This window comes from Sinobaca qinghaiensis (assembly GCF_003610495.1).
Lineage (GTDB): Bacteria > Bacillota > Bacilli > Bacillales > Marinococcaceae > Sinobaca > Sinobaca qinghaiensis.
This window is the reverse complement of sequence record NZ_RAPK01000006.1, coordinates 689,285-709,262: the sequence shown is the minus strand read 5'-3', so window position 1 is coordinate 709,262 and position 19,978 is coordinate 689,285. Positions and strand designations below refer to the sequence as shown.

The following is a 19,978-nucleotide window of genomic DNA, read 5'->3' as shown; positions in this document are numbered from 1 at the left end:
ATGTAACAAATGAAAATATCCCTGTTTTTCACATATCTGCCTGCACCGCATATGCTAAAATAAAAATACTACATATTATAGAAAGGCGGCACCTACTATGAGACAGGTGTACATGGATTACAATGCAAGCACCCCGCTTTCCACCAACGTAAAAACCGTTCTTTCCTACTGGATGGACCGGTCCTACGGCAACCCTTCCGCCGGGCACTGGGCCGGCACAGAAGCCAAAAAGGCAGTCGAGAAAGCACGTTCCCGCGTGGCGGATTTCATCGGCGCCGAACCAGGCGAAATAGTGTTTACAAGCGGCGGAACAGAAGGAAACAACCATGTGTTAAAAGGAATATACGAGCTGTGCGGAGCAAAGCCCTGCCATATCATTACAACCGCTGTCGAGCATCCTGCAGTAATGGAACCCTGCCGCTATCTGGAAAAACATGGAGCTGTTGTCACCTATGTTGGGACGGATTCCTACGGCCGTGTTAATCCGTTTGATATTGAGGCAGCCATTACGAAAGACACGGCGCTCATTTCCGTTATGCATGCCAATAATGAAACAGGAACCGTTCAGCCCATTGAAGAAATCAGCGCCATTGCACGCCGGTTCAAGGTGCCGTTTCATACCGACGCTTCACAGTCGCTCGGCAAAATTCCCGTGAATGTGAATGACCTTGGCGTTGACTTTTTGACCATTGCCGGACATAAAATTTATGCGCCGAAAGGGATCGGTGCGCTGTACATCAGAAAAACGGCTGCCCTGTCCCCCCTGCTTCACGGAGCTTCTCACGAAACGGGCAGACGGGCCGGAACGGAAAACGTATTGTTCACTGCCGCCCTCGGGGAAGCGTGCGCGGATGCTGCTTCTATTGACATAACCGAGGTGCAGAGGCTGCGTAATTTATTCTGGGAACTGCTGCAGCAGAATTTCCCGCTCCGGGTGCACCGCAACGGCCATCCGGTTCACACGCTCCCCAACACGCTGCACGTCCGTTTTACAGGCATCACCGGTCAGGACCTTCTGCAGCAGATGCCTTTTCTGGCAGCTTCAACAGGGGCTGCCTGCCACAGCGGTTCAGTGGAATTATCGGCTGCTCTCCGGGCTCTAGGCCTTACCGAGCAGGAGGGCGCGGGCGCGGTCCGTTTCAGCCTCGGTCCGTACAGTACGGACGAGGACGTGTTTGCTGTTATTGAAGCGTTAAAACAAATCCTTTAACCACCTATAAACTCCGGAGGCCAACAGGCTTTCCGGAGTTTTTTCTTAAAAATCAACATAGCGGCGCGGATTCACGGAACGCGACTTCCGGGTGTCCCAGACGCCTTCATGCACTTCAAAATGAAGATGGGGCCCCCGGGAAGCGCCTGTATTCCCCATCAGTCCGAGCTTCTCACCCTGTGCCACCTTCCGGCCGGCGGTGACGCCGATCGAAGCCAGATGCGCGTAAAGCGTCATCATCTCCCTGCCGTTCATTGTGTGGGAGACCATCACGGTATTGCCGTAGCCGTTACGATATTTGGCTTCCACAACGGTACCGGCTGCGGCGGCTGTGACCGGCACATTCATCCGGCCGCCCCGGCCGATGTCAATGCCGTGATGCATGCGGCCGTTGCGCGGCCCATATTCCGATGTGATCCGTCCGGTCGCCGGGCGGACAAATCCGGTTACTGTTTCTTCTGCTGCCGCAAAAGCGGAAAATGTCTGCACCGGCGTATCTGAAATAGAAAATACCGCCGCAGTGTCTTTTTTCACGTGTTCTGCCGGCACCGGCGGAAGGACAATTACCATTTTTTCTTCTGCTGCCTCGGCGTCTGCTTCCATACTTATCAGCAAACACAGACAGACCGCCGCAGCGGGAAGCCAGGGGAGCTTTCTTTTATGTAAAGCGGAATAATCAGGGTGGAAATTCTTTTCAAAGCGGGGGATTCGTGGTGTCACGTAGTCACTTCCTTCTTTTTTAGTGGACATACTTAAAAAACCTATTCTTTGTAGAAAGCCTCACCTCTTTTAAAGGACATACAGAATAAATAGTTCATAAGGGAAAAAGATGCGTTAAGCAGAGGAGGAAAAACAAGGAGGAAAAAACCAATACTAATTACCTGGTAATTAATTAAAAAAAGAAAGGAGAGGGGACTCTCCAATCTTTAACCATTACTTATATACTACTGCTCTGCAACCCAGGTTGCAACACTTTCTGCTTCAGTGCCTTCTAAAAGGCCGGCCGGCATGCCGTTGCCTCCGTTTTCAATCATGGTAAGTACCTGATCTTCTTCAAGGTTTCCGCCATCAAGTGCCGGACCATTATTGCCTTCGAGGTTCTCCCCGTGACAGGTCGCACAGTTCTGCTGATACAGCTGTTCGGGAGCCGCCGTGGTGTCCTCTTCTTCTCCGCCGCCTCCCCCGCCGCAGGCGGCCAGCATAAACATCGAGCTTCCAGCAACAGCCAGCAATGCTTTTTTCATTATACATACCCCTCTCTATTCCATTATGTCATTGTTTATTTAATACCCTGCCTGGCCGTTCTGAAACGCCGGTAAGGTCCTATCTTTAATATGCGCTGACGGCACCGCCTTCGACGAGAATAATCTGCCCGGTCGTATAGGAATTGGCCGGGGAGCCGAGAAACACGACCTGTCTCGCAAATTCTTCCGGGAGACCGTAGCGGCCGAGCGGAATGGAGGCTTCGCTTTGTTGTTTTGCCTTTTCAAACGTAACGCCTTCACGCGCTGCGGTTTTTTCCAGCAGGCTTGTCGTCCTTCCGGTTTCAATTCTTCCCGGACCTACGGTATTAATTAAAATACCGTGCGGCGCAAATTCAATCGCCAGGCTTTTAGAAAAGCCGGCAATGCCGGAGCGGAACGTATTGGAGAGCAGCAGATGGTCCACCGGCTGTTTAATCGAAGACGAAGCGATATTCACGATCCGGCCCCTGCTTTTTTTCAGCAGCGGAAGGGCCGCCCGTATCGCGCGGATATAGCTGAACAGCGTCAGCTCAAACGCATACTGCCAGTCTTCATCTTCCATATCTTCAAAATCCCCGGCGGGCGGGCCCCCGGTATTGTTCACGAGTACATCGATGCCGCCCAGTTTATTTTCAGCTTCTTTCATCAGCTGTTTAATGTCTTCCGGCTTGGTGACGTCACATACATGCCAGTATACAGAACCCCCGCCTTTTACAGCAGCTGCCGCTTCCGCCAGGCTTTCTTCTTCGCGGCCGGCAAGCATCACGTTGGCTCCTTCCTGCGCGTACAAAGATGCAGCAGCAAATCCAAGACCTTTACTTGAAGCAAGAACAACGACTGCTTTTCCTTTCAGCCCTAAATCCATAAGATACGCCTCCTTTATGCTTTCATGCTGTAACGCAGGTATTCATCAATAAAGGGATCAATCTTCCCGTCCATTACGCCGCCGGTATTTCCGACTTCAAAATTGGTGCGGTGGTCTTTGACCATGTTGTACGGGTGGAAGACGTACGAACGGATCTGGCTGCCCCAGCCGATTTCCATCTGTTCGCCGCGGATTTCATCAATTTCTTCCTGCTGTTCATCAAGCTTAAGCTGGTACAGCTTAGCCCGCAGCATTTTCATCGCCTGCTCACGGTTTTTGATCTGGGAGCGTTCGTTCTGGCAGGTGACGACTGCGTTTGTCGGAAGGTGGGTAATACGGACGGCGGAATCGGTCGTGTTGACGTGCTGTCCGCCGGCACCGCTCGCGCGGTACGTATCAATTTTTAAATCCTCGGTATTGATGTCAATTTCCACGTCATCATCCATTTCCGGCATTACTTCGCAGGAAACAAACGACGTGTGGCGGCGTCCGGATGAATCAAACGGTGAAATCCGCACAAGGCGGTGCACCCCTTTTTCCGCTTTCAGGTAGCCGTAGGCATTGCGTCCTTTAATAAGAAGCGTGACGCTTTTCACACCGGCTTCATCACCCGGCTGGTAGTCGAGCATATCGACGGAAAAGCTGCGCAGGTCTGCCCAGCGCTTGTACATTCTAAGCAGCATCGAGGCCCAGTCCTGCGACTCGGTGCCGCCAGCACCTGGATGAAGCTCCAGGATCGCATTGTTTTTATCGTACGGCTCGCTGAGAAGCATCTGCAGCTCATAGTCGTTAATTGCGCGGCGGAGCGCGCTCATGCCGTCATCGAGGTCTTTTTTCAGATCCTCCTCCGGCTCTTCTTTGACCAGTTCGTAGGAGACTTCCAGGTTTTCGAGCTCTTCTTCAAGCTCTTGAAAGCCGTGGACCGTTTCCTTTAAAATATTTACCTCATCAATGACTTTTTTTGAATTGTTCTGGTCGTCCCAGAAGTCCGGATACGTCATTTTTTCTTCCAGTTCTGCTATACGTTCTTCTTTGGCAGCGAGGTCAAAGAGACCCCCTAAAGTCGTTGAGTACCTTGCTCATTTTTGATAATTCATTGCGTATATCTGCGATTTCCATTGTAATTCCCCTTTTCCTGTTCATCATTTCTAGTGAAGGCTGAAAAAAGAGGAGGAGACTGGTCCGCCTTTCCTCCCCCTGCATCTTTTATTGAGCTTTCGTATCTTCCTGGCCGTGGCAGTTTTTATATTTTTTGCCGCTGCCGCACGGGCAGGGATCGTTTCTTCCTACATCTTCCGTATTGCGGGCCGGACGCTTCTTGGCTGCGTCCGAGCGGTCTGTTTCTCCGTGAACCGCCTGATTCTGCGACACTACTTCTTTACGTTCAAGGTTGTTGTTTACCTGGGCTTTCATCACGTAGGTGGCTGTTTCTTCTTCAATGGACGCGATCATGTCTTCAAACATGTTAAAGCCTTCAAACTTATACTCGCGGAGTGGATCGTTCTGGCCGTAAGCACGCAGGTGAATACCCTGACGGAGCTGGTCCATCTGATCGATGTGGTTCATCCATTTACGGTCCACGGCACGAAGCATAATAACTTTTTCAAATTCACGCATCGTTGGTGCAGTAAGCTCTTCTTCTTTTTCATCGTATTTCTTCATGACGATGCCTTTTACTTTATCAATAATTTCTTCGGAATCCAGTCCTTCGATGTCTTTTACGTGCAGATCATCCATGGAAAGCACCGTACCGCTCAGATAATGCGTAAGACCTTCCAGATCCCAGTCCTCATGCACTTCATTTTCCGGCGTGTACAGGTGAACGGTCCGCTCAATTACCGTGCCGATCATCGTTTTCACGATCGCGCTCAGGTTATCGGACTCGAGCACTTCCATCCGCTGCTTGTAGATCACGTCGCGCTGTTCGCGCATAACATCATCATACTGCAGAACCTGCTTCCGGGCATCGAAGTTCGAGCCTTCCACACGCTTCTGGGCCTGCTCTACCGCACGGCTGACAAGCTTGCTTTCAATCGGCTGGTCTTCTTCCATGCCGAGGCGGTCCATCATGCTTCTCATGTTATCAGACCCAAAGCGGCGCATCAGCTCATCATCCATGGAAAGGAAGAACTGAGAGGCACCCGGGTCACCCTGGCGTCCGGCACGCCCGCGCAGCTGATTATCGATCCGGCGGCTTTCATGACGCTCGGTACCGAGCACAAACAGTCCGCCCAGTTCCTTTACGCCGTCGCCGAGCTTAATGTCGGTTCCGCGTCCGGCCATGTTTGTCGCAATCGTTACTGCGGAACGCTGACCGGCATTTTCAATGATTTTCGCTTCGTTTTCATGGTTCTTTGCATTCAATACGTGATGCGGCACGCGGCGCTTCTGCAGGTGGCTTGCCACAAGCTCGGACGTTTCCACGCTTACCGTACCGACAAGCACCGGCTGGCCGGATTTGTACAGTTCTTCAATTTTGTTCACGACCGCTTTGAATTTCCCCATTTTGGACTTGAAAATCAGGTCCGGGCTGTCCGTCCGGTCGATCGGTTTATTGGTTGGAATGGACGTTACGCTCATTCCGTAAATATCTTTAAGCTCTTCTTCCTCCGTTTTGGCCGTACCGGTCATCCCGGCAAGCTTCTGATACATCCGGAAGTAGTTCTGGAACGTAATCGAGGCGAGCGTCATGCTTTCTTTCTGCACTTCCATGCCCTCTTTTGCTTCGATGGCCTGATGAAGTCCGTCGCTGTAGCGGCGGCCTTTCATTAAACGGCCGGTAAACTGGTCCACAATGACGACGTTGCCGTCTTCGACCACATAGTCGGAATCACGGTGCATTGCCACACGCGCCTTAAGCGCCTGGTTAATATGGTGGATCAGCTGCACGTGGCGCTGGTCAAACAGGTTTTCAATTTGAAAGGCAGATTCTGCCTTATTGACGCCCTCTTCTGTCAGCTGGACGTTTTTTGTTTTTTCATCGTACGTATAGTCAGTTTCCAGTGTCAGGCGGCGCACAAACGTATTGGCTGTTGCATACATTTTCGTGGACTGTTCCGCAGTTCCGGAAATAATCAGCGGCGTTCTTGCTTCATCAATTAAAATTGAGTCCACTTCATCGACCACGGCAAAATGGAGCGGACGCTGAACCATCTGCTCTTTGTAAAGAACCATGTTGTCACGCAGATAGTCAAAGCCGAGCTCATTGTTCGTGCTGTACGTAATGTCGAATTGATACGCTTCCCGCTTTTCTTCCTTGGTCATGCCTTTTTGATTCAGGCCGACTTCCAGACCTAGAAATTCATAAAGCGGCGCCATCATTTCACTGTCCCGACGGGCAAGGTAGTCGTTCACGGTAACGACATGTACACCTTTTCCTGCAATCGCATTAAGGTACACCGGCATGGTAGCCACAAGGGTTTTACCTTCACCGGTTTTCATTTCCGCAATGTTGCCGCGGTGCATGACAATCGCACCCATAATCTGAACAGGGAACGGAGTCATCTTCAGGACGCGGGCCGCTGCTTCCCGGACAACCGCGTATGCTTCCGGCAGCAGGTCATCGAGCTTTTTCCCGTCTGCATATTCTTTTTTGAACTGCTCTGTTTTCATGCGCAGTCCATCGTCACTGAGCTTTTTCATATCGTCAGCGTAGGATTCCACTGCCTCCACGGTTTTCTGCATTTTCTTTACGTGGCGCTGGTCGGTGTCTCCTATCACTTTTTTAAGCATACCTATCATTCGTTCATCATCGCCCTCTCTTCCCCTTTTGGGAAATAGAATCGATTGTCCATATAATATTCCTGCCCGTTTCGGCAGAGGAAAATCGAGTACTTGTATCATTCATTTATTTTTCTTCATACCTTACATTATTCTATCAGTTTACTGGGGACCTTACAATTAAAAACAGGAGGCAAAAAGGAGCCCCCTCTGCGGGGACTCCTTTCTATCCGAAAGCATTTCTGCTGTCCGGCTGTTTATTTATTCAGGCTCAATCAGCCCGTATCTTCCATCTTTACGTTTGTAAACGACGCTTGTGTCTCCGTTTACCGCATTGGAGAAAACGAAGAAATTGTGGCCGAGCATGTCCATCTGCAGAATAGCTTCTTCTGCATCCATCGGCTTCAAATTAAAGCGCTTCGTGCGGACGACTTCTAAATCATCGACCGGATCTTCGGGGAATTCTGCATTGGATGGGTCGCCATTTTGGGATACCTGCTCCTGCAGAGCTTCCATGTTGTTGTTAAACAGCTGCTTCACGCTGCCATTTTGTCTGAATTTTCTGTTTACTTTCGTTTTGTATTTACGGATCTGCCTTTCCAGCTTCTCCACTACAAGATCCACAGCAGCGTACATATCAGCATGATTCTCTTCGGCACGCAGTAAAAGCTGCGGCATCGGAATCGTCACCTCAATAATGCTGTCGCTGTTCTGCTTTTGAAGCTTTACATGAACATCTGCTACCGGGGTAGTATCAAAATACCTTTCAAGTTTGCTTACCTTTTTCTCCACATATGTTTTCAATGCGGGAGTCACCTCTAAGTTTTCACCACGAATGTTATAATTCACTAGTAAACTCCTCCTCTCGGTTGTTAATACACTTCTCTATTCCACTCTTATATACCTTCTTAAACACAAAAGAAATTTAAAAAAAAGCACATTTATTTTTAAAATAATCCGCATTAGAACAAGGGCTCAGGACCTTTTGCATAGAAAAAGGCGCTTCGTAATCGAAGCGCCCGGTTTTTTTACAGTCCCATGGAAATATATTTAGTTTCAAGAAATGCTTCAATACCCTGATGCCCGCCTTCGCGTTCCATTCCGCTTTCTTTCCAGCCGCCGAACGGTGCCTGGGCAGCGGACGGAGCGCCGTCGTTCCAGCCGACAATACCGAATTCCAGCCCTTCGGCTACTTTCATGCCGCGGCTCAGACTTTCGGTAAAGAAGTAGGAGGCGAGACCGAACGGGGAATCATTGGCAAGGCGCACGCCTTCTTCATCGCTTGATATCTTCTGAATCGGCGCGACAGGTCCGAACGTTTCTTCATTCATAATCAACATATCGTGGGTAATGTCTTTAAGAACGGTCGGATTGTAAAAATACGCGCCGTCCTTTTCAAAACCGTCGCCGCCTTCAACGACTACAGCTCCTTGATCTACTGCATCTTTTACGTGGCGCTCAACTTTTTCGTAGCCTTCTTTATTAATAAGCGGCCCGATTTCGACTTTGTCAAAACCATTGCCGACTTTCAGTTCAGAGACTTTTTTCTGGAATTTCTCGATAAACTCATCGTAAATGCCTTCCTGAACATAAACGCGGTTACCGCATACGCAGGTCTGTCCGGCGTTGCGGAATTTCGATGCAATCGTGCCGGTGACGGCTTTATCAATATCAGCATCATCAAGCACGATAATCGGTGCGTGTCCGCCCAGTTCAAGAGAAAGTTTCTTCATATGATCGGCGCCCTGCTTCATCAGAACTTTTCCGACCTCGGTGGAGCCGGTGAACGTAACCTTACGAACGGCTTTATTGTTCATCATTGCTTCCCCGATTTCCGAGCCGCTGTTCGCACTGATCAAATTAAAGACGCCTTTTGGAAGGCCGGCTTCTTCGCAGATCTCCGCGAATTTAAATGCGGAGAGCGGTGTGTCTCCTGCCGGCTTTAGAACAATCGTGCAGCCAGCAGCAAGTGCCGGCGCTACTTTACGGGTAACCATCGCCTGCGGGAAGTTCCACGGCGTAATTGCCCCTACAACGCCGACCGGCTGGTGAATAACCATGATCCGCTTTTCCGTGGAGCTTGCCGGAATTGTTTCGCCGTACACGCGTTTCGCTTCCTCGGCAAACCATTCAATGAAAGAGGCCGCGTATTCAATTTCCCCTTTTGCCTCATGGAGAGGTTTTCCCATTTCTTTTGTTATTAATTCTCCAAGCTCATCTTTCTTTTCAAGCATGAGCTGGTGGATTTTCTTCATATATTTAGCGCGTTCTGCCGCCGTCGTTTTTGACCATGTTTTAAATGCTTCGTTCGCGGCTTCAATAGCTTCGTCTGTATCTTTGCTGCTGCCGTTGGCTGCGGTGCCGATTTTTTTCCCTGTGCCGGGATCAAGCACGTCAAAGCGTTCCTTGGATCCGTCTTTCCATTCTCCGTTGATATAAAGTTTACTATCCAATATGGACACTCCTTTTTAAATCACGTTTTTTCGTTCCGTACCACATGTACTCTATACCCATATTGATGGAAGTTTATTCCGGGAAAGACCGTTAATTTTACCGGAGATGTGCCGTACGTGACATACGGACACGCCAGCTTCACACTGTGAAAGTGTTTTGGTAAATAGAGAAAAAGGCCGCCGCTCCAGCATCTGCTACAATAAAAACCAGACAGCGCCCCTATATATCTCCGCATACATACATTAATTTTCCTTCTGGTGTAAAAGCCCGTCCACTAACAGCTTCCAACGCTGGAACACCGGCAGCAGCACGGTACTCAGGTAAGTTATTTTTTCATGCCGGTTTTTGGTTTCCAGCATCTTCCCCGCTTCGGCTGTCGTTTGATAAAACTGTTTCAGCACCTTCTGATGCTCCCCGCGTTCGGATACAATATGCGCCATCGTCATATTCTCCGGCGAATACGGCAGCACGCTTTCCAGCATCTGCAGCAACAGACGGTCCCCGCTTTCTTCAAACCCTTCCCGGTAGAAATAGGCTACCGAGCTAAATCCATCCTCCAGCGTATCAAGCAGCGCGGAGTATGTAGCCAGAAAGTCCAGCTCCGCTTTTTCCAATGATTTCGCCATTGCCTGATCCCCCCCTTTCCCCTAAGCCTATCACGCTTATCATCTGAAAAAAATGCAAAAAACCTGCTCTGGAATGGGCAGGTTTTTCAGGTTTTGGAAAAATATAAATTTTTATAGGCGGACGCTTTCGGCAGGCCATGTTTTTTTAACTTCTATTAATTCTTCTGGTCAAAAAATACGCCGTCCGACGCTGGTTCTGCGTAGGGATTCTGGTAGAGCTTGTTGGACTGCTTTTTCGCTTTGAGCTGCTGTACGTCCTTTTTCCAGCGTTCCAGCACGTTTTCCATACAGGCATCAATGACCTGGTTCATCTTTGTCATTTCATCGCCGAGCTTCTGTTCTTCTGCCGTAAAAGTACCGGATGAAGGAACCTCAGCAAGAAGCGAATCGCGTCTGGTGAGATGCTTATTTACGCGCTCTAAGTAAGCTTCGCGGTCAGCTTCTCCTTCGGGGTCGCTTCCGGTGACTAAATCATGAAGCTGCTTTGTTTCTTCATATAAAGCGTTAATCATGCCTGGCCTCCGCTCCCGAAACGCTGCTGGCGGTCGAGTTTCATGACTTCCTTCCATGTATCGCGGAAGTCAGTCACAAGTCCCGCTGCCTCCTGCAGTGCCTGCGGATCGTTGTTTATGTTGGCGTCTTTGAGGCGCGATAAAATAAAATCATACAACTGCAGCATATTTTTACCCACATCGCTGTCCGTTCTAAGCGTAATCATGAGCTCGCGGATAATATCCTGGGCTTTCATAATATACGTGTGCCGCTCTTCAGGATCTTTTGCCGCAATAGCGGTCTCTGCCCGGCTGATAAATTTCAGGCAGCCGTTATACAGCAGCAGCGTTAAATCTCCCTTGGATGCGGTCTGTACCGACTGATTTTTATACGCCTGTGATGGAGCATTCAGAGGCGGAGCCGGGGCTTTTGTTTCTCTTGCCATCGTACTGACGGAAGCAAGCGGCTTAGATGGGCCCGCAGCCTGCATATTTTTTTTATAAAGGTCCTGTGCTTGATTAAATGCCATGTGTACTGTCCTCCCAGACGTAGTGCAGTTTTATTATTGGTTGCTGTTAAACATCGAAAAGATCATGTTGGACTGGTTATTTGCCGCAGACATCGCCTTTTCCATTGCGCTGAACTGCCTCCAGTAGCGGTCTTCAATCATCGTCAGCTTGCGCTCAAAATCGCTGATACGGTCATCCGTATTCATAAGCTCACGCCCGAGCGTAAACTGATTGTTTTGTACTTTTCCTTTTAACCCGCCGGCCCGCTCGGCAATCTGCGTGATTGCGGTATCAAGGCTGTCACGCATCCTCCGGGCAACACCCTGCTCGTTCTTCGTCTCTCCGTTAGCGGCAAACACGTTAAACACACCTTCAGCATCAGACTCAATCGCAGCACGGAGCTTCGTTTCATCAATCTCCAGCTTGCCGCCGTCCATATAGTTTCTCGTTGTTGTAATACCGAGCGACGTTAAGTTTCCGAAAGACGAGCCGCTGACTGATCCATAGAGATCATTACGAATCGTTGTCATCGCATTGCTGATAATGCGATCGTTACGGATCATGCCACTTTGAGCCAATTTATCCCATTTTTCGATTTCAGACTCACTTAGCTCTGCACGCTGCTCATCGGTAAGCGGCGGATAATCACGGTTCAACGTTTCTTTTAATTTGCCGTTAATGGTCTCCAGCATTTTGTTGTATTCATCCACAAACCCTTTTACCGTATCAAACACTCCATCCGTATTAACAGTGGAAGAAAGCGTGACCGCGCCTTCCGCAGCGGTGAACGTATCCTTTAATGTCATCGTCATGCCGTTAACGGTAAATGTATTGGACGTGCGCTCTGTATCCATTCCATTCAACGTGAACTTTGCATTTGAGGCATCGGTATAGTTGGCACTGCCCAGTCCAAGCGTATTTTGAAAGAAGTTTCCCTCAAATGTCATCTCCGGGCCGTCTGGATTAAATTTCCCGGTTTCAGAGCGGTTCATGGAAATATTACCAGTGAACTGATCATAAAAGCCCTGTACGCCTACTTTAGAATTACGGACAGCCGTCATGACCTGATTAAGCGACTGCCCGCTTTGGATAATAAACTGTTCCTTCACTTCTTTGCCTTCCGCGTTGAAGGTGGAAATAGCCCCAGTTTCATACTGCTGGGTATAGTTCACCTCTAAGGCTTCCGTCGTAGCTTCTGCCAGGCGGATCTGTCCGGTCGCACTGTTTAAGTAAGCTTCGCCTGCCTGCAGCGTTTGATCAGGATCGGTAACAATCACTAACGGTCCCCCACCTCCTACACGGATATCAAGGGTCGACGGATCTATTGAACCTTTTCCAATCGAAAAAGTCGACTGGGCCGCCGTTGGATTAAATGACTGAGTGGCGCTCGTCGTAAAATAATCAACGCTTACATCGCCGCTTGTCGGAGCTTTACCAAATTCCAGCTCCATGCTGCTGCCGTCTCCGGCAAAAGTGACGCGAACCTGATTAGCTGTAAGCACCGCATCGCCGGTTACGACTTCATAATTTTGATTTCTTCCTTTAATAATCATATCGCCGGCTGCATCTGTTTTCAGATTGTCTTTTGATACCGTAAATGCGGTTTGGGTACCATCGGCGCGCAGTGTTTCTTTCTGCGTGACGCCCGCTTTCCATTCCGGCGCATTGGCTGCATAGCTCTGCGAACCAAGGCTGGCTGTGCTTTTAAACGTTTCATCCCCGACCCGCGCCGAGGTCGTTAACGAAGCCGCCTTCGCCAGCTCACGGACTTCGCTGAGCTGGTAGCTGGAATTTCCGGCCTCGGCGTTAGCTGTTGACGTTACCCGGGCATCATTCGTTGAAGCCGCCGTACGTGCCTGCATATTGGAAGCACGCATAACGGTATCGAAGGTACTCGTGCGGAAATCGTTAAACATGCGGTTCACGCTGCGGTATTCCTCCATCTGGTACGCAATCGTTGTTTTTTTCTGCGTGAGCTTATCCATCGGCATCCGCTCAGCGCGCATAAGGTCTTTTACCATCTGATTAATATCCATTCCGGAGCCAAAGCCGGTAACCCGGTTCATCGCCATCTCATTTCATCCTCTCGTTCTCGAACTCTACTCTCTTTATCGGTCTACAAGGCGATAAACTAAACCTTTTGTTGTAAAAAAGTATTCAGCCGGCTATGTATTTCGCATATAACAAAACCTCAGCTGATCAGCTGAGGTTTTCGTTGTATTTTAAACACTCTCATCCACAATTAATCCTGCCTGCTTCATAAAAGCCGCCACCATATCCATAAATTTTTCCGGCGGTATCTCGCGGATCAATTCTTTTGTATCACGGTCTACTATTCTCACAATCGGTCGGTGCAGATCTTCATGCAGGGAAAACTCCAGGCTCGTATGCCTCATCAGCTTATTTCCTTCGCTCACAGTATTGGATAATAGGATCGCGTCATATCCCTTTTCAATACCGGGACGGACGACTTTTTTATCAGTCTGCTCAATAGACGTCACTTTCTGTTCTTCAATGACTGCCTTCTTCCAAAACTGTACCGCATCGCTGAATCCTGAAATCCCCTCGCTCATAGATCATTCCTTCTTCCTTTTTATCTTATCTTGACAGAAATAAATGCCTCTTTTTCTACCAAAATGACAATCTTCTAATCGAAAATTATTAGTTAATGAAAATATGTCACTTACCCTATTTCTTTTGCTGCACCTTGTTAATACTTTTTCGCATAGGCTGTTCTATACATCCTCTATTATTTTTTAAAATCAATACTTCCTCCTAAATGCGGCTGGGCTGCTTGCTTTATCTTTTGCACATCAGCTGATTCAATCAGCTTTTTTAGAGCTTCACTTTGTTCACCTGCCTGCCCCATCACTTTCTTCATCATCGAGACCGACGCCTGTTGTTTCACTTCTCCTTGACTCATTGCCATAGATAATGCAGCAATATCCATCATAGCACCTTCTTTCAATTAGAATAAAAAATGATATGCGAATCAAACAAAATTTCCATTCACCTTTAACCCTTTTAAATTAGGAATAAGCCTGGACGGAAGATGAACGAAACTTATGTAAAAATATAGGGTTTATGTACCGAATTTGCTTTGGGTAGCAATTTCAACTCTTTCATCACTTTGGGTTAAATAATATCTGATATTGTTTTTGAAGTTTCACTTAAAGGATTGGTCATGTTTTAAAATATTGTTAAAAATTATTCACGAACTTGCTAAATACTTTCCCAATTTATTGGAGTACCTTTTTTAAATCCAGTTTTTGCGGTTTTCCCTAATAATATCTCAAAATACTTCGGCTCCAATCCATATCCCGGTCTAACGATTTTCAAATTTTCTTTCGAAAACGCTTCTCCTGCCGTTATATCTTTTGATACATAAATAGATCTTCTAAACTTCAACGATGCTTTTTCTTTCTCTGTTGGTCCATACGTCACTTTGCCAAGTGCCTGCCATGCGCTTTTTGATTCTTCCACTAAACTTCTCATTTCATCCGGTTCCATAGAAAATGCGGAGTCTACGCCTCCATCAGCCCTGGATAAGGTAAAATGCTTTTCAATAACGGTTGCACCTAACGCTACACTTGCTATCGCTGCACCAATTCCCAACGTATGATCAGATAATCCAACCTGACAGTTAAACAACTTTCTCATATGAGGTATAGTTATAATATTTGTATTATCCGGAGCTGCCGGGTATGTGCTTGTACATTTTAAAAGTATAAGATCATTGCAGCCTGCTTCCCTTGCTGTTCTGACTGTTTCATCTAATTCAGCAATAGAGGCCATGCCAGTTGATATAATCATCGGCTTACCCGTTGCTGCCACTTTCTTAATTAACGGAAGATGATTGTTTTCAAAAGAAGCAATCTTGTACATTGGAACATCTAATGTTTCTAAAAAGTCTACTGCCGTCTCATCAAATGGGGAACTAAATGGAACCATACCAAGTTCACGACATCTCTTAAAGATCGGTTCGTGCCATTCCCAAGGTGTATAAGCCTGCTCATAAAGTTTGTAAAGAGAATTCCCTTTCCATAAATTCTCTGCATCTTGAATTTGAAAATCTTCATTATCAATATTTAACGTTAAAGTATCTGCTGTATAAGTTTGTAACTTTAAAGCTTGAGCACCAGTTTTTGCTGCTTCTTCTACAATTTTAAGAGCACGTTCCAAAGATTGATTATGATTGCCTGACATTTCAGCAATAATAAAAGGGGGATTATTTTCTCCAATCTTTATACCTTCCACTGTAAGGCCATTTTTCATCATTTAACTGCTCCTTCTAATTTTTTCTTCAAGTTGTTTTTACTATGTCTCCATTGATGCTCAAATTGTGCCATTAACACAACATCAATAAATTCGTTCCCTTTATTAATGTGTTCTACCAAACGTCCTTCTTCAGCAAAACCCATCTTTTGATGAAATTCAATACTTTGTGTGTTGTATCCAATGATTTCAGAACAGACTTTTCTAATGCTTTGAGTTTCAAATATATAATTAAGAGCCAGGTAACCTAGGATAGTGCCTGCTCCTTTAGGAGCGTCCATGGCTCCAATATAAAAACCCCAATAACACTTATTATCAAAGGCGTTTATTTTATTAAAATTAACTAAACCTATTGGTTCACCTAAATATAATAAAATTTTAATTATAGTTTTATTAGAATTCCTAAAAGACTCAAACCAATTCCAATGTTCTTCCAATGAAATAATTTTATCCGTATACATCATTGTTCGAATCTCATTCGAATTTCTCCATCTTAAAACAATTTCTAGATGTTTTTCTTCAATGGACACTAATTTAAAATCAGCTATTCTAATAACCCTGGCCTCCTCCAAATAAATTAATGGCTAATTAGCTTGCTGGATTGAATTGACATTTGCTTCAAAGTATTGTTATTGCTTAATAATGATTTAATTTGCTCTACCAAATTCTCTATTGAAATATGCGAAGAATATCCTAAATTTATAATAGCTCCTGACTTTTCAACTGCTCGTAGTATCTCCATCTGATTGTAAGCTACTCCAATAGTAATAGCCGGTAATCCTAAATAGCATCTCTCCCACGTTGCACTTCCACCCGCACCTATGGCTAAATCTGCATTTAACATTAACTCTGCCATATTTGAAACCTGACAGTGATAAATCATATTTGGGAATTTATTCACTAAGGTCTCGACTTGATCTTTATTAGGATTAGAGGCTCCTACAACCACATCAACAAAAATGTTTTTTTTATCTATTTTTTCTATAGCCTTTATAGCTTTTTTTGTTTCATTAGTCGGATCGCTGCCTCCAAAAAAAACCAGTATTCTTTGAATGTCTCCACTTCGAACTTTTAGCTTTTTTTCAGCTTCCTTGAACTCTTTTCGGAGCAGTGCATACTTGGGCCCCAGCAGTAATGTACAATGCTTATCTACTAAACCTTCATATCTTTTCTCCATGTCTAAGTAAAAATTTTGGTCTAATAGTAGATCGCAATGATGATATCGATCTGCTAAATCATCGATCACAAACATTTTCTTTGCTCTATCTTTAATTATTAGCTCCCAACGATAGTCAATAGCATAATGATCAACAACCATCAAATCAATTGTGGGCAATTCTGCTATTGCGTGAAGTACACCTTTAGCATCCACTTCTTGTGAAGTTCCCAGCCAGTGACTATGTTGAAGCTCCTCTTTGATACTATTTTCTTTAGAAGGCTTCTTCAGCTTAATAACCTGAAAACCTTTTGATTGGATGAAATCAGCCAAATGACCTTCATGATCACTTGTTATAAATGTTACATCATAACTATCATCATGTAATTCTTCTGCCAGCGTGAGGCACCTCATTACATGACCTGTCCCGATCTCAATAGAAGCATCAACTCTTATGACAGCCGTTTTCATCGTTTATAATCCTAACTTTTTTTGTTCGATGGCTGCATTTATTGTTTTAAGCTCAGGGTGTTTATTTATATAAGATAGTGTATCTTCCATACTGAAGTTATTAGCTTCAGCATTAAAATGTACGAGAATCTTTTCAATTAGTAAAAAGTCCTCTTCTGTATCTACCGTCCATCGGTGGGAACTTTGATCAGTTACATACTCCAGGTTATGTAAGTGAAATGTTTTAGAATTCAAGTAAATATATGGAGTAACATGCTCTCTTTCAAATGGCTTATCCGCATTTTTATGAGCTTTTTCTAATGCCTCAAAAGCAAATACTTCGGTATCCATTCCCCTTGGATAGGATCTTTTTAATGTATTAGACACATAGTCATGTTCATTATTTTCGAAGGTTAAAATAATATTATCTACAACACTCGGATCAATAATCGGACAGTCTGCGGTTAAACGAACAACAGTATCGGCACTGTATTTTTTTGCTGCCTCATAATATCTTGAAAGTACATCATTTTCTGATCCTCTGAAATAAGACAGATTATTGTTTTTGCAAAATTCGATAATAGGATCATCGGCTTTGTTCGTTGTTGTTGCAATGATTAGTTGATCTATTTTTTTTGTTTGTTTTAAACGCTCAAATTGATATTCTAACAAAGGCTTATTATTTATTTCTTTTAAAACTTTTCCTGGTAACCTAGTCGATCCCATCCTGGCTTGTATAATTGCGACAACCTTCATTTTTTCACCTTCTACCTTGAATATAATAAGATGATCTTTTTCACTGCATTTATAACATCATTTACATCTTTGTCATTCATGGAAGGAAATAATGGTAATGAAATGATTTCTTCATATAATTGCTCTGCTTTAGAACATAAACCTTTTTTGTATCCCAGTTGTTGATAGTACGGTTGATAGTATACCGGTATATAATGTACATTAACGCCGATGTTTTCCTTTTGGAGAGCTTCAAAAATTTCTTTTCGACTCACTGTTAGTGTCTCCAGCTTCAAACGAATAATATACAGATGCCAACTAGAATTGCCCTCAGGTGATTGATAGGGTATTTTTATTTGTTCTAATTTAGAGAATGCTTCATTGTAAAATGAAACGTACTTTCTTCTTAACTCCACAAATTCATCCAGCTTTTCCAACTGGCTCATTCCAAGAGCTGCCTGGATATCGGTCATTCGATAGTTATATCCTAAAAATTGCATTTCGTAGTACCATGGACCATCATTTTCGATTAGTTTATCTGGATCACGGGTAATTCCATGAGAGCGGAATTGCAGCAGTTTCTCATAGTATTCTTTATTATCTGTCGTAATCATGCCACCCTCACCCGTCGTAATATGCTTGACAGGATGAAGACTGAACATGGTCATATCACTGATGGCCCCAATTTTGTGATCTTTGTAGACTGCTCCAACAGCATGAGCTGCGTCTTCAATGACAATAAGGTTATGATCCTTCGCTATTTTGTTGATTTCGTCTAAGTTGACTGGTTGACCAGTGAAGTCTACAGGAATAATCGCTTTTGTCTTATCATTAATAAGTTCTTTTACTTTAACCGGGTCTATATTATAAGTATCTTCACAAATATCGGCAAAAACAGGCCTCGCACTTTGATATAATACACAATTTGCGCTTGCTGCAAAAGTCATTGGTGTCGTAATAACTTCATCACCAACACCAATATCAGCTGCAAAACAAGCACCGTGTAAAGCAGCCGTCCCACTTGAAAAAGAAACAGCATATTTTGCCCCTACATAGTGTGCAAATAACTCTTCAAACTTTTTGACAGCAGGTCCTGTTGTTAAATAATCACTCTTTAATACGTCGATAACGGCTTGTATATCTTTATCATCTATCCATTGCTTACCGTAAGGGAGATAAGCTTCGCGAATAGGCTTAATTTCCTCATCACTATTAAAATTCATCAAACCATCTCCAAATTTTTACTCACCTTATTTTTTAATAGTCTCTTTATCTTCTATTAATAATTGTAAGTCTTCGACAGACAGCCACTCCTCATTAATATTACTAATGTAACCAAATCCTTCAGAAACAGGTTTTCCATCTATTCCATTTTCATTTCTCCACCAAGGGAATTCAGGCTGGATAACGTAATACGTATCATATTCTAACGTACGCCTTGCATCGTCCTCAGTAATCATAGCTTCGTGTAATTTTTCTCCAGGTCTGATACCTACTACTTCAATTTTACATTCCGGTGCAACAGCCTGCGCAAGGTCTATCACTTTCATACTAGGAATTTTCGGTACAAAGGTCTCTCCTCCATGCATACGCTTAAGGCTGTCTAACACAAATTGTACACCATGCTCCAGAGTAATCCAGAATCTTGTCATCCGCTCATCAGTAATTGGCACGGTACCGGTATGCCTAATCTTTTTGAAGAAAGGAACGACACTTCCTCGACTTCCAACAACATTACCGTACCGCACCACTGCGAACTTAGTATCTTTCTCGCCAACATAGGAGTTAGCGGCAACAAAAAGTTTATCTGAGGCCAGTTTTGTTGCGCCATATAAGTTTACCGGACTGCAAGCTTTATCTGTACTTAATGCAATAACTCGGTTAACACCTCGATCGATTGCAGCTTCAATTATATTTTGAGCACCATTTATATTCGTCTTTACAGCTTCAAATGGATTATACTCACAAGCCTCTACATGTTTCATAGCCGCAGCATGGACTACAATATCCACACCATCGAAGGCACGATAAAGACGTTCTTTATCTCTAACATCACCTATAAAAAAACGGAGTCGTGTATCCGAAAATTCCTGGGCCATTTCATATTGTTTTAGTTCATCTCTACTAAAAACAATCACTTTTTTTACATCCAGCTTTAGAATCCGGGCAACAAACATTTTCCCAAATGAACCAGTACCACCTGTTATTAAAATAGTTTTATTTATAATATCCACTAAATTCT

The 19,978-nt window shown here is 45.1% G+C and carries 20 protein-coding genes; 1 reads left to right on the top strand and 19 read right to left on the bottom strand.

The window, feature by feature from the left end:
• The first annotated feature begins 97 nt into the window (after positions 1-97).
• Entirely contained in the window at positions 98-1,210 is a 1,113-nt protein-coding gene (locus tag ATL39_RS03765) for a cysteine desulfurase family protein (RefSeq protein WP_120191935.1), read from the top strand.
• A 45-nt stretch (positions 1,211-1,255) separates the two neighbouring features.
• On the opposite strand, the gene ATL39_RS03760 is transcribed toward ATL39_RS03765, so the two are convergent.
• From ATL39_RS03760 to pseB, 19 genes are all read right to left on the bottom strand, one after another.
• The gene (locus ATL39_RS03760; RefSeq protein WP_245960906.1) at positions 1,256-1,930 is read right to left on the bottom strand and encodes a M23 family metallopeptidase; all 675 of its coding nucleotides are present in this window, start codon (positions 1,928-1,930) and stop codon (positions 1,256-1,258) included.
• Between the two features lie 224 nt (positions 1,931-2,154).
• Positions 2,155-2,454: a c-type cytochrome gene (locus tag ATL39_RS03755; protein ID WP_120191933.1), complete on the bottom strand. Its 300-nt coding sequence runs from the start codon at positions 2,452-2,454 to the stop codon at positions 2,155-2,157.
• Between the two features lie 85 nt (positions 2,455-2,539).
• The gene (locus tag ATL39_RS03750; protein ID WP_120191932.1) at positions 2,540-3,319 is read right to left on the bottom strand and encodes an SDR family oxidoreductase; all 780 of its coding nucleotides are present in this window, start codon (positions 3,317-3,319) and stop codon (positions 2,540-2,542) included.
• 14 nt (positions 3,320-3,333) lie between these two features.
• Positions 3,334-4,438 (bottom strand): peptide chain release factor 2 gene (gene prfB / locus ATL39_RS03745; RefSeq protein ID WP_120191931.1). Its coding sequence is split into 2 segments (ribosomal slippage): positions 3,334-4,365 and positions 4,367-4,438, totalling 1,104 coding nucleotides; the frame shifts between segments, so codons are not numbered across the junction.
• 87 nt (positions 4,439-4,525) lie between these two features.
• Positions 4,526-7,060 (bottom strand): preprotein translocase subunit SecA, encoded by a 2,535-nt coding sequence (secA, locus tag ATL39_RS03740; protein ID WP_120191930.1) that lies wholly within the window; start codon positions 7,058-7,060, stop codon positions 4,526-4,528.
• Between the two features lie 240 nt (positions 7,061-7,300).
• Entirely contained in the window at positions 7,301-7,888 is a 588-nt protein-coding gene (hpf, locus tag ATL39_RS03735; protein WP_120191929.1) for a ribosome hibernation-promoting factor, HPF/YfiA family, read from the bottom strand.
• A gap of 179 nt (positions 7,889-8,067) precedes the next feature.
• On the bottom strand, positions 8,068-9,492 hold the full coding sequence (locus ATL39_RS03730; protein WP_120191928.1) for an NAD-dependent succinate-semialdehyde dehydrogenase: 1,425 nt from the start codon (positions 9,490-9,492) through the stop codon (positions 8,068-8,070).
• Positions 9,493-9,735: 243 nt separating this feature from the next.
• Entirely contained in the window at positions 9,736-10,119 is a 384-nt protein-coding gene (locus tag ATL39_RS03725; protein ID WP_120191927.1) for a DUF8042 domain-containing protein, read from the bottom strand.
• A gap of 155 nt (positions 10,120-10,274) precedes the next feature.
• On the bottom strand, positions 10,275-10,631 hold the full coding sequence (gene fliT / locus ATL39_RS03720; RefSeq protein WP_120191926.1) for a flagellar protein FliT: 357 nt from the start codon (positions 10,629-10,631) through the stop codon (positions 10,275-10,277).
• Complete coding sequence (gene fliS, locus ATL39_RS03715) at positions 10,628-11,140, bottom strand: flagellar export chaperone FliS (protein WP_342768751.1); 513 nt, start codon at positions 11,138-11,140, stop codon at positions 10,628-10,630. Before fliS ends, fliT begins: the two co-directional genes overlap by 4 nt.
• Before the next feature lie 33 nt (positions 11,141-11,173).
• On the bottom strand, positions 11,174-13,192 hold the full coding sequence (fliD, locus tag ATL39_RS03710; protein WP_120191925.1) for a flagellar filament capping protein FliD: 2,019 nt from the start codon (positions 13,190-13,192) through the stop codon (positions 11,174-11,176).
• 150 nt (positions 13,193-13,342) lie between these two features.
• Complete coding sequence (locus ATL39_RS03705; RefSeq protein WP_120191924.1) at positions 13,343-13,693, bottom strand: flagellar protein FlaG; 351 nt, start codon at positions 13,691-13,693, stop codon at positions 13,343-13,345.
• A 176-nt stretch (positions 13,694-13,869) separates the two neighbouring features.
• Positions 13,870-14,073, bottom strand: coding sequence for a YjfB family protein (locus tag ATL39_RS03700; protein ID WP_342768749.1), 204 nt, complete (start codon positions 14,071-14,073; stop codon positions 13,870-13,872).
• Between the two features lie 269 nt (positions 14,074-14,342).
• On the bottom strand, positions 14,343-15,395 hold the full coding sequence (pseI, locus tag ATL39_RS03695) for a pseudaminic acid synthase (RefSeq protein WP_120192020.1): 1,053 nt from the start codon (positions 15,393-15,395) through the stop codon (positions 14,343-14,345).
• The gene (pseH, locus tag ATL39_RS03690; protein WP_245960905.1) at positions 15,395-15,925 is read right to left on the bottom strand and encodes a UDP-4-amino-4,6-dideoxy-N-acetyl-beta-L-altrosamine N-acetyltransferase; all 531 of its coding nucleotides are present in this window, start codon (positions 15,923-15,925) and stop codon (positions 15,395-15,397) included. The genes pseI and pseH overlap by 1 nt, the downstream gene beginning before the upstream one ends.
• 47 nt (positions 15,926-15,972) lie before the next feature.
• Positions 15,973-17,022 carry a UDP-2,4-diacetamido-2,4,6-trideoxy-beta-L-altropyranose hydrolase gene (gene pseG / locus ATL39_RS03685; protein WP_120191922.1) on the bottom strand — a complete coding sequence of 350 codons (1,050 nt, stop codon included), beginning with the start codon at positions 17,020-17,022 and terminating at the stop codon, positions 15,973-15,975.
• Between the two features lie 3 nt (positions 17,023-17,025).
• Positions 17,026-17,757 (bottom strand): cytidylyltransferase domain-containing protein, encoded by a 732-nt coding sequence (locus ATL39_RS03680; protein ID WP_120191921.1) that lies wholly within the window; start codon positions 17,755-17,757, stop codon positions 17,026-17,028.
• Between the two features lie 11 nt (positions 17,758-17,768).
• Positions 17,769-18,959, bottom strand: a complete 1,191-nt coding sequence (pseC, locus tag ATL39_RS03675; protein ID WP_120191920.1) for a UDP-4-amino-4,6-dideoxy-N-acetyl-beta-L-altrosamine transaminase — start codon at positions 18,957-18,959, stop codon at positions 17,769-17,771.
• Positions 18,960-18,986: 27 nt separating this feature from the next.
• Complete coding sequence (gene pseB / locus ATL39_RS03670) at positions 18,987-19,970, bottom strand: UDP-N-acetylglucosamine 4,6-dehydratase (inverting) (protein WP_120191919.1); 984 nt, start codon at positions 19,968-19,970, stop codon at positions 18,987-18,989.
• Between the last annotated feature and the right edge of the window lie 8 nt (positions 19,971-19,978).

Coding starts and splice junctions, on each gene's coding strand:
- ATL39_RS03765 (WP_120191935.1), top strand. CDS start 98: ATGAGACAGGTGTACATGGATTACAATGCAAGCACCCCGCTTTCCACC.
- ATL39_RS03755 (WP_120191933.1), bottom strand. CDS start 2,454: ATGAAAAAAGCATTGCTGGCTGTTGCTGGAAGCTCGATGTTTATGCTG.
- ATL39_RS03750 (WP_120191932.1), bottom strand. CDS start 3,319: ATGGATTTAGGGCTGAAAGGAAAAGCAGTCGTTGTTCTTGCTTCAAGT.
- secA (WP_120191930.1), bottom strand. CDS start 7,060: ATGATAGGTATGCTTAAAAAAGTGATAGGAGACACCGACCAGCGCCAC.
- ATL39_RS03725 (WP_120191927.1), bottom strand. CDS start 10,119: ATGGCGAAATCATTGGAAAAAGCGGAGCTGGACTTTCTGGCTACATAC.
- fliT (WP_120191926.1), bottom strand. CDS start 10,631: ATGATTAACGCTTTATATGAAGAAACAAAGCAGCTTCATGATTTAGTC.
- fliS (WP_342768751.1), bottom strand. CDS start 11,140: ATGGCATTTAATCAAGCACAGGACCTTTATAAAAAAAATATGCAGGCT.
- fliD (WP_120191925.1), bottom strand. CDS start 13,192: ATGGCGATGAACCGGGTTACCGGCTTTGGCTCCGGAATGGATATTAAT.
- ATL39_RS03705 (WP_120191924.1), bottom strand. CDS start 13,693: ATGAGCGAGGGGATTTCAGGATTCAGCGATGCGGTACAGTTTTGGAAG.
- ATL39_RS03700 (WP_342768749.1), bottom strand. CDS start 14,073: ATGATGGATATTGCTGCATTATCTATGGCAATGAGTCAAGGAGAAGTG.
- pseI (WP_120192020.1), bottom strand. CDS start 15,395: ATGAAAAATGGCCTTACAGTGGAAGGTATAAAGATTGGAGAAAATAAT.
- pseG (WP_120191922.1), bottom strand. CDS start 17,022: ATGAAAACGGCTGTCATAAGAGTTGATGCTTCTATTGAGATCGGGACA.
- ATL39_RS03680 (WP_120191921.1), bottom strand. CDS start 17,757: ATGAAGGTTGTCGCAATTATACAAGCCAGGATGGGATCGACTAGGTTA.
- pseC (WP_120191920.1), bottom strand. CDS start 18,959: ATGAATTTTAATAGTGATGAGGAAATTAAGCCTATTCGCGAAGCTTAT.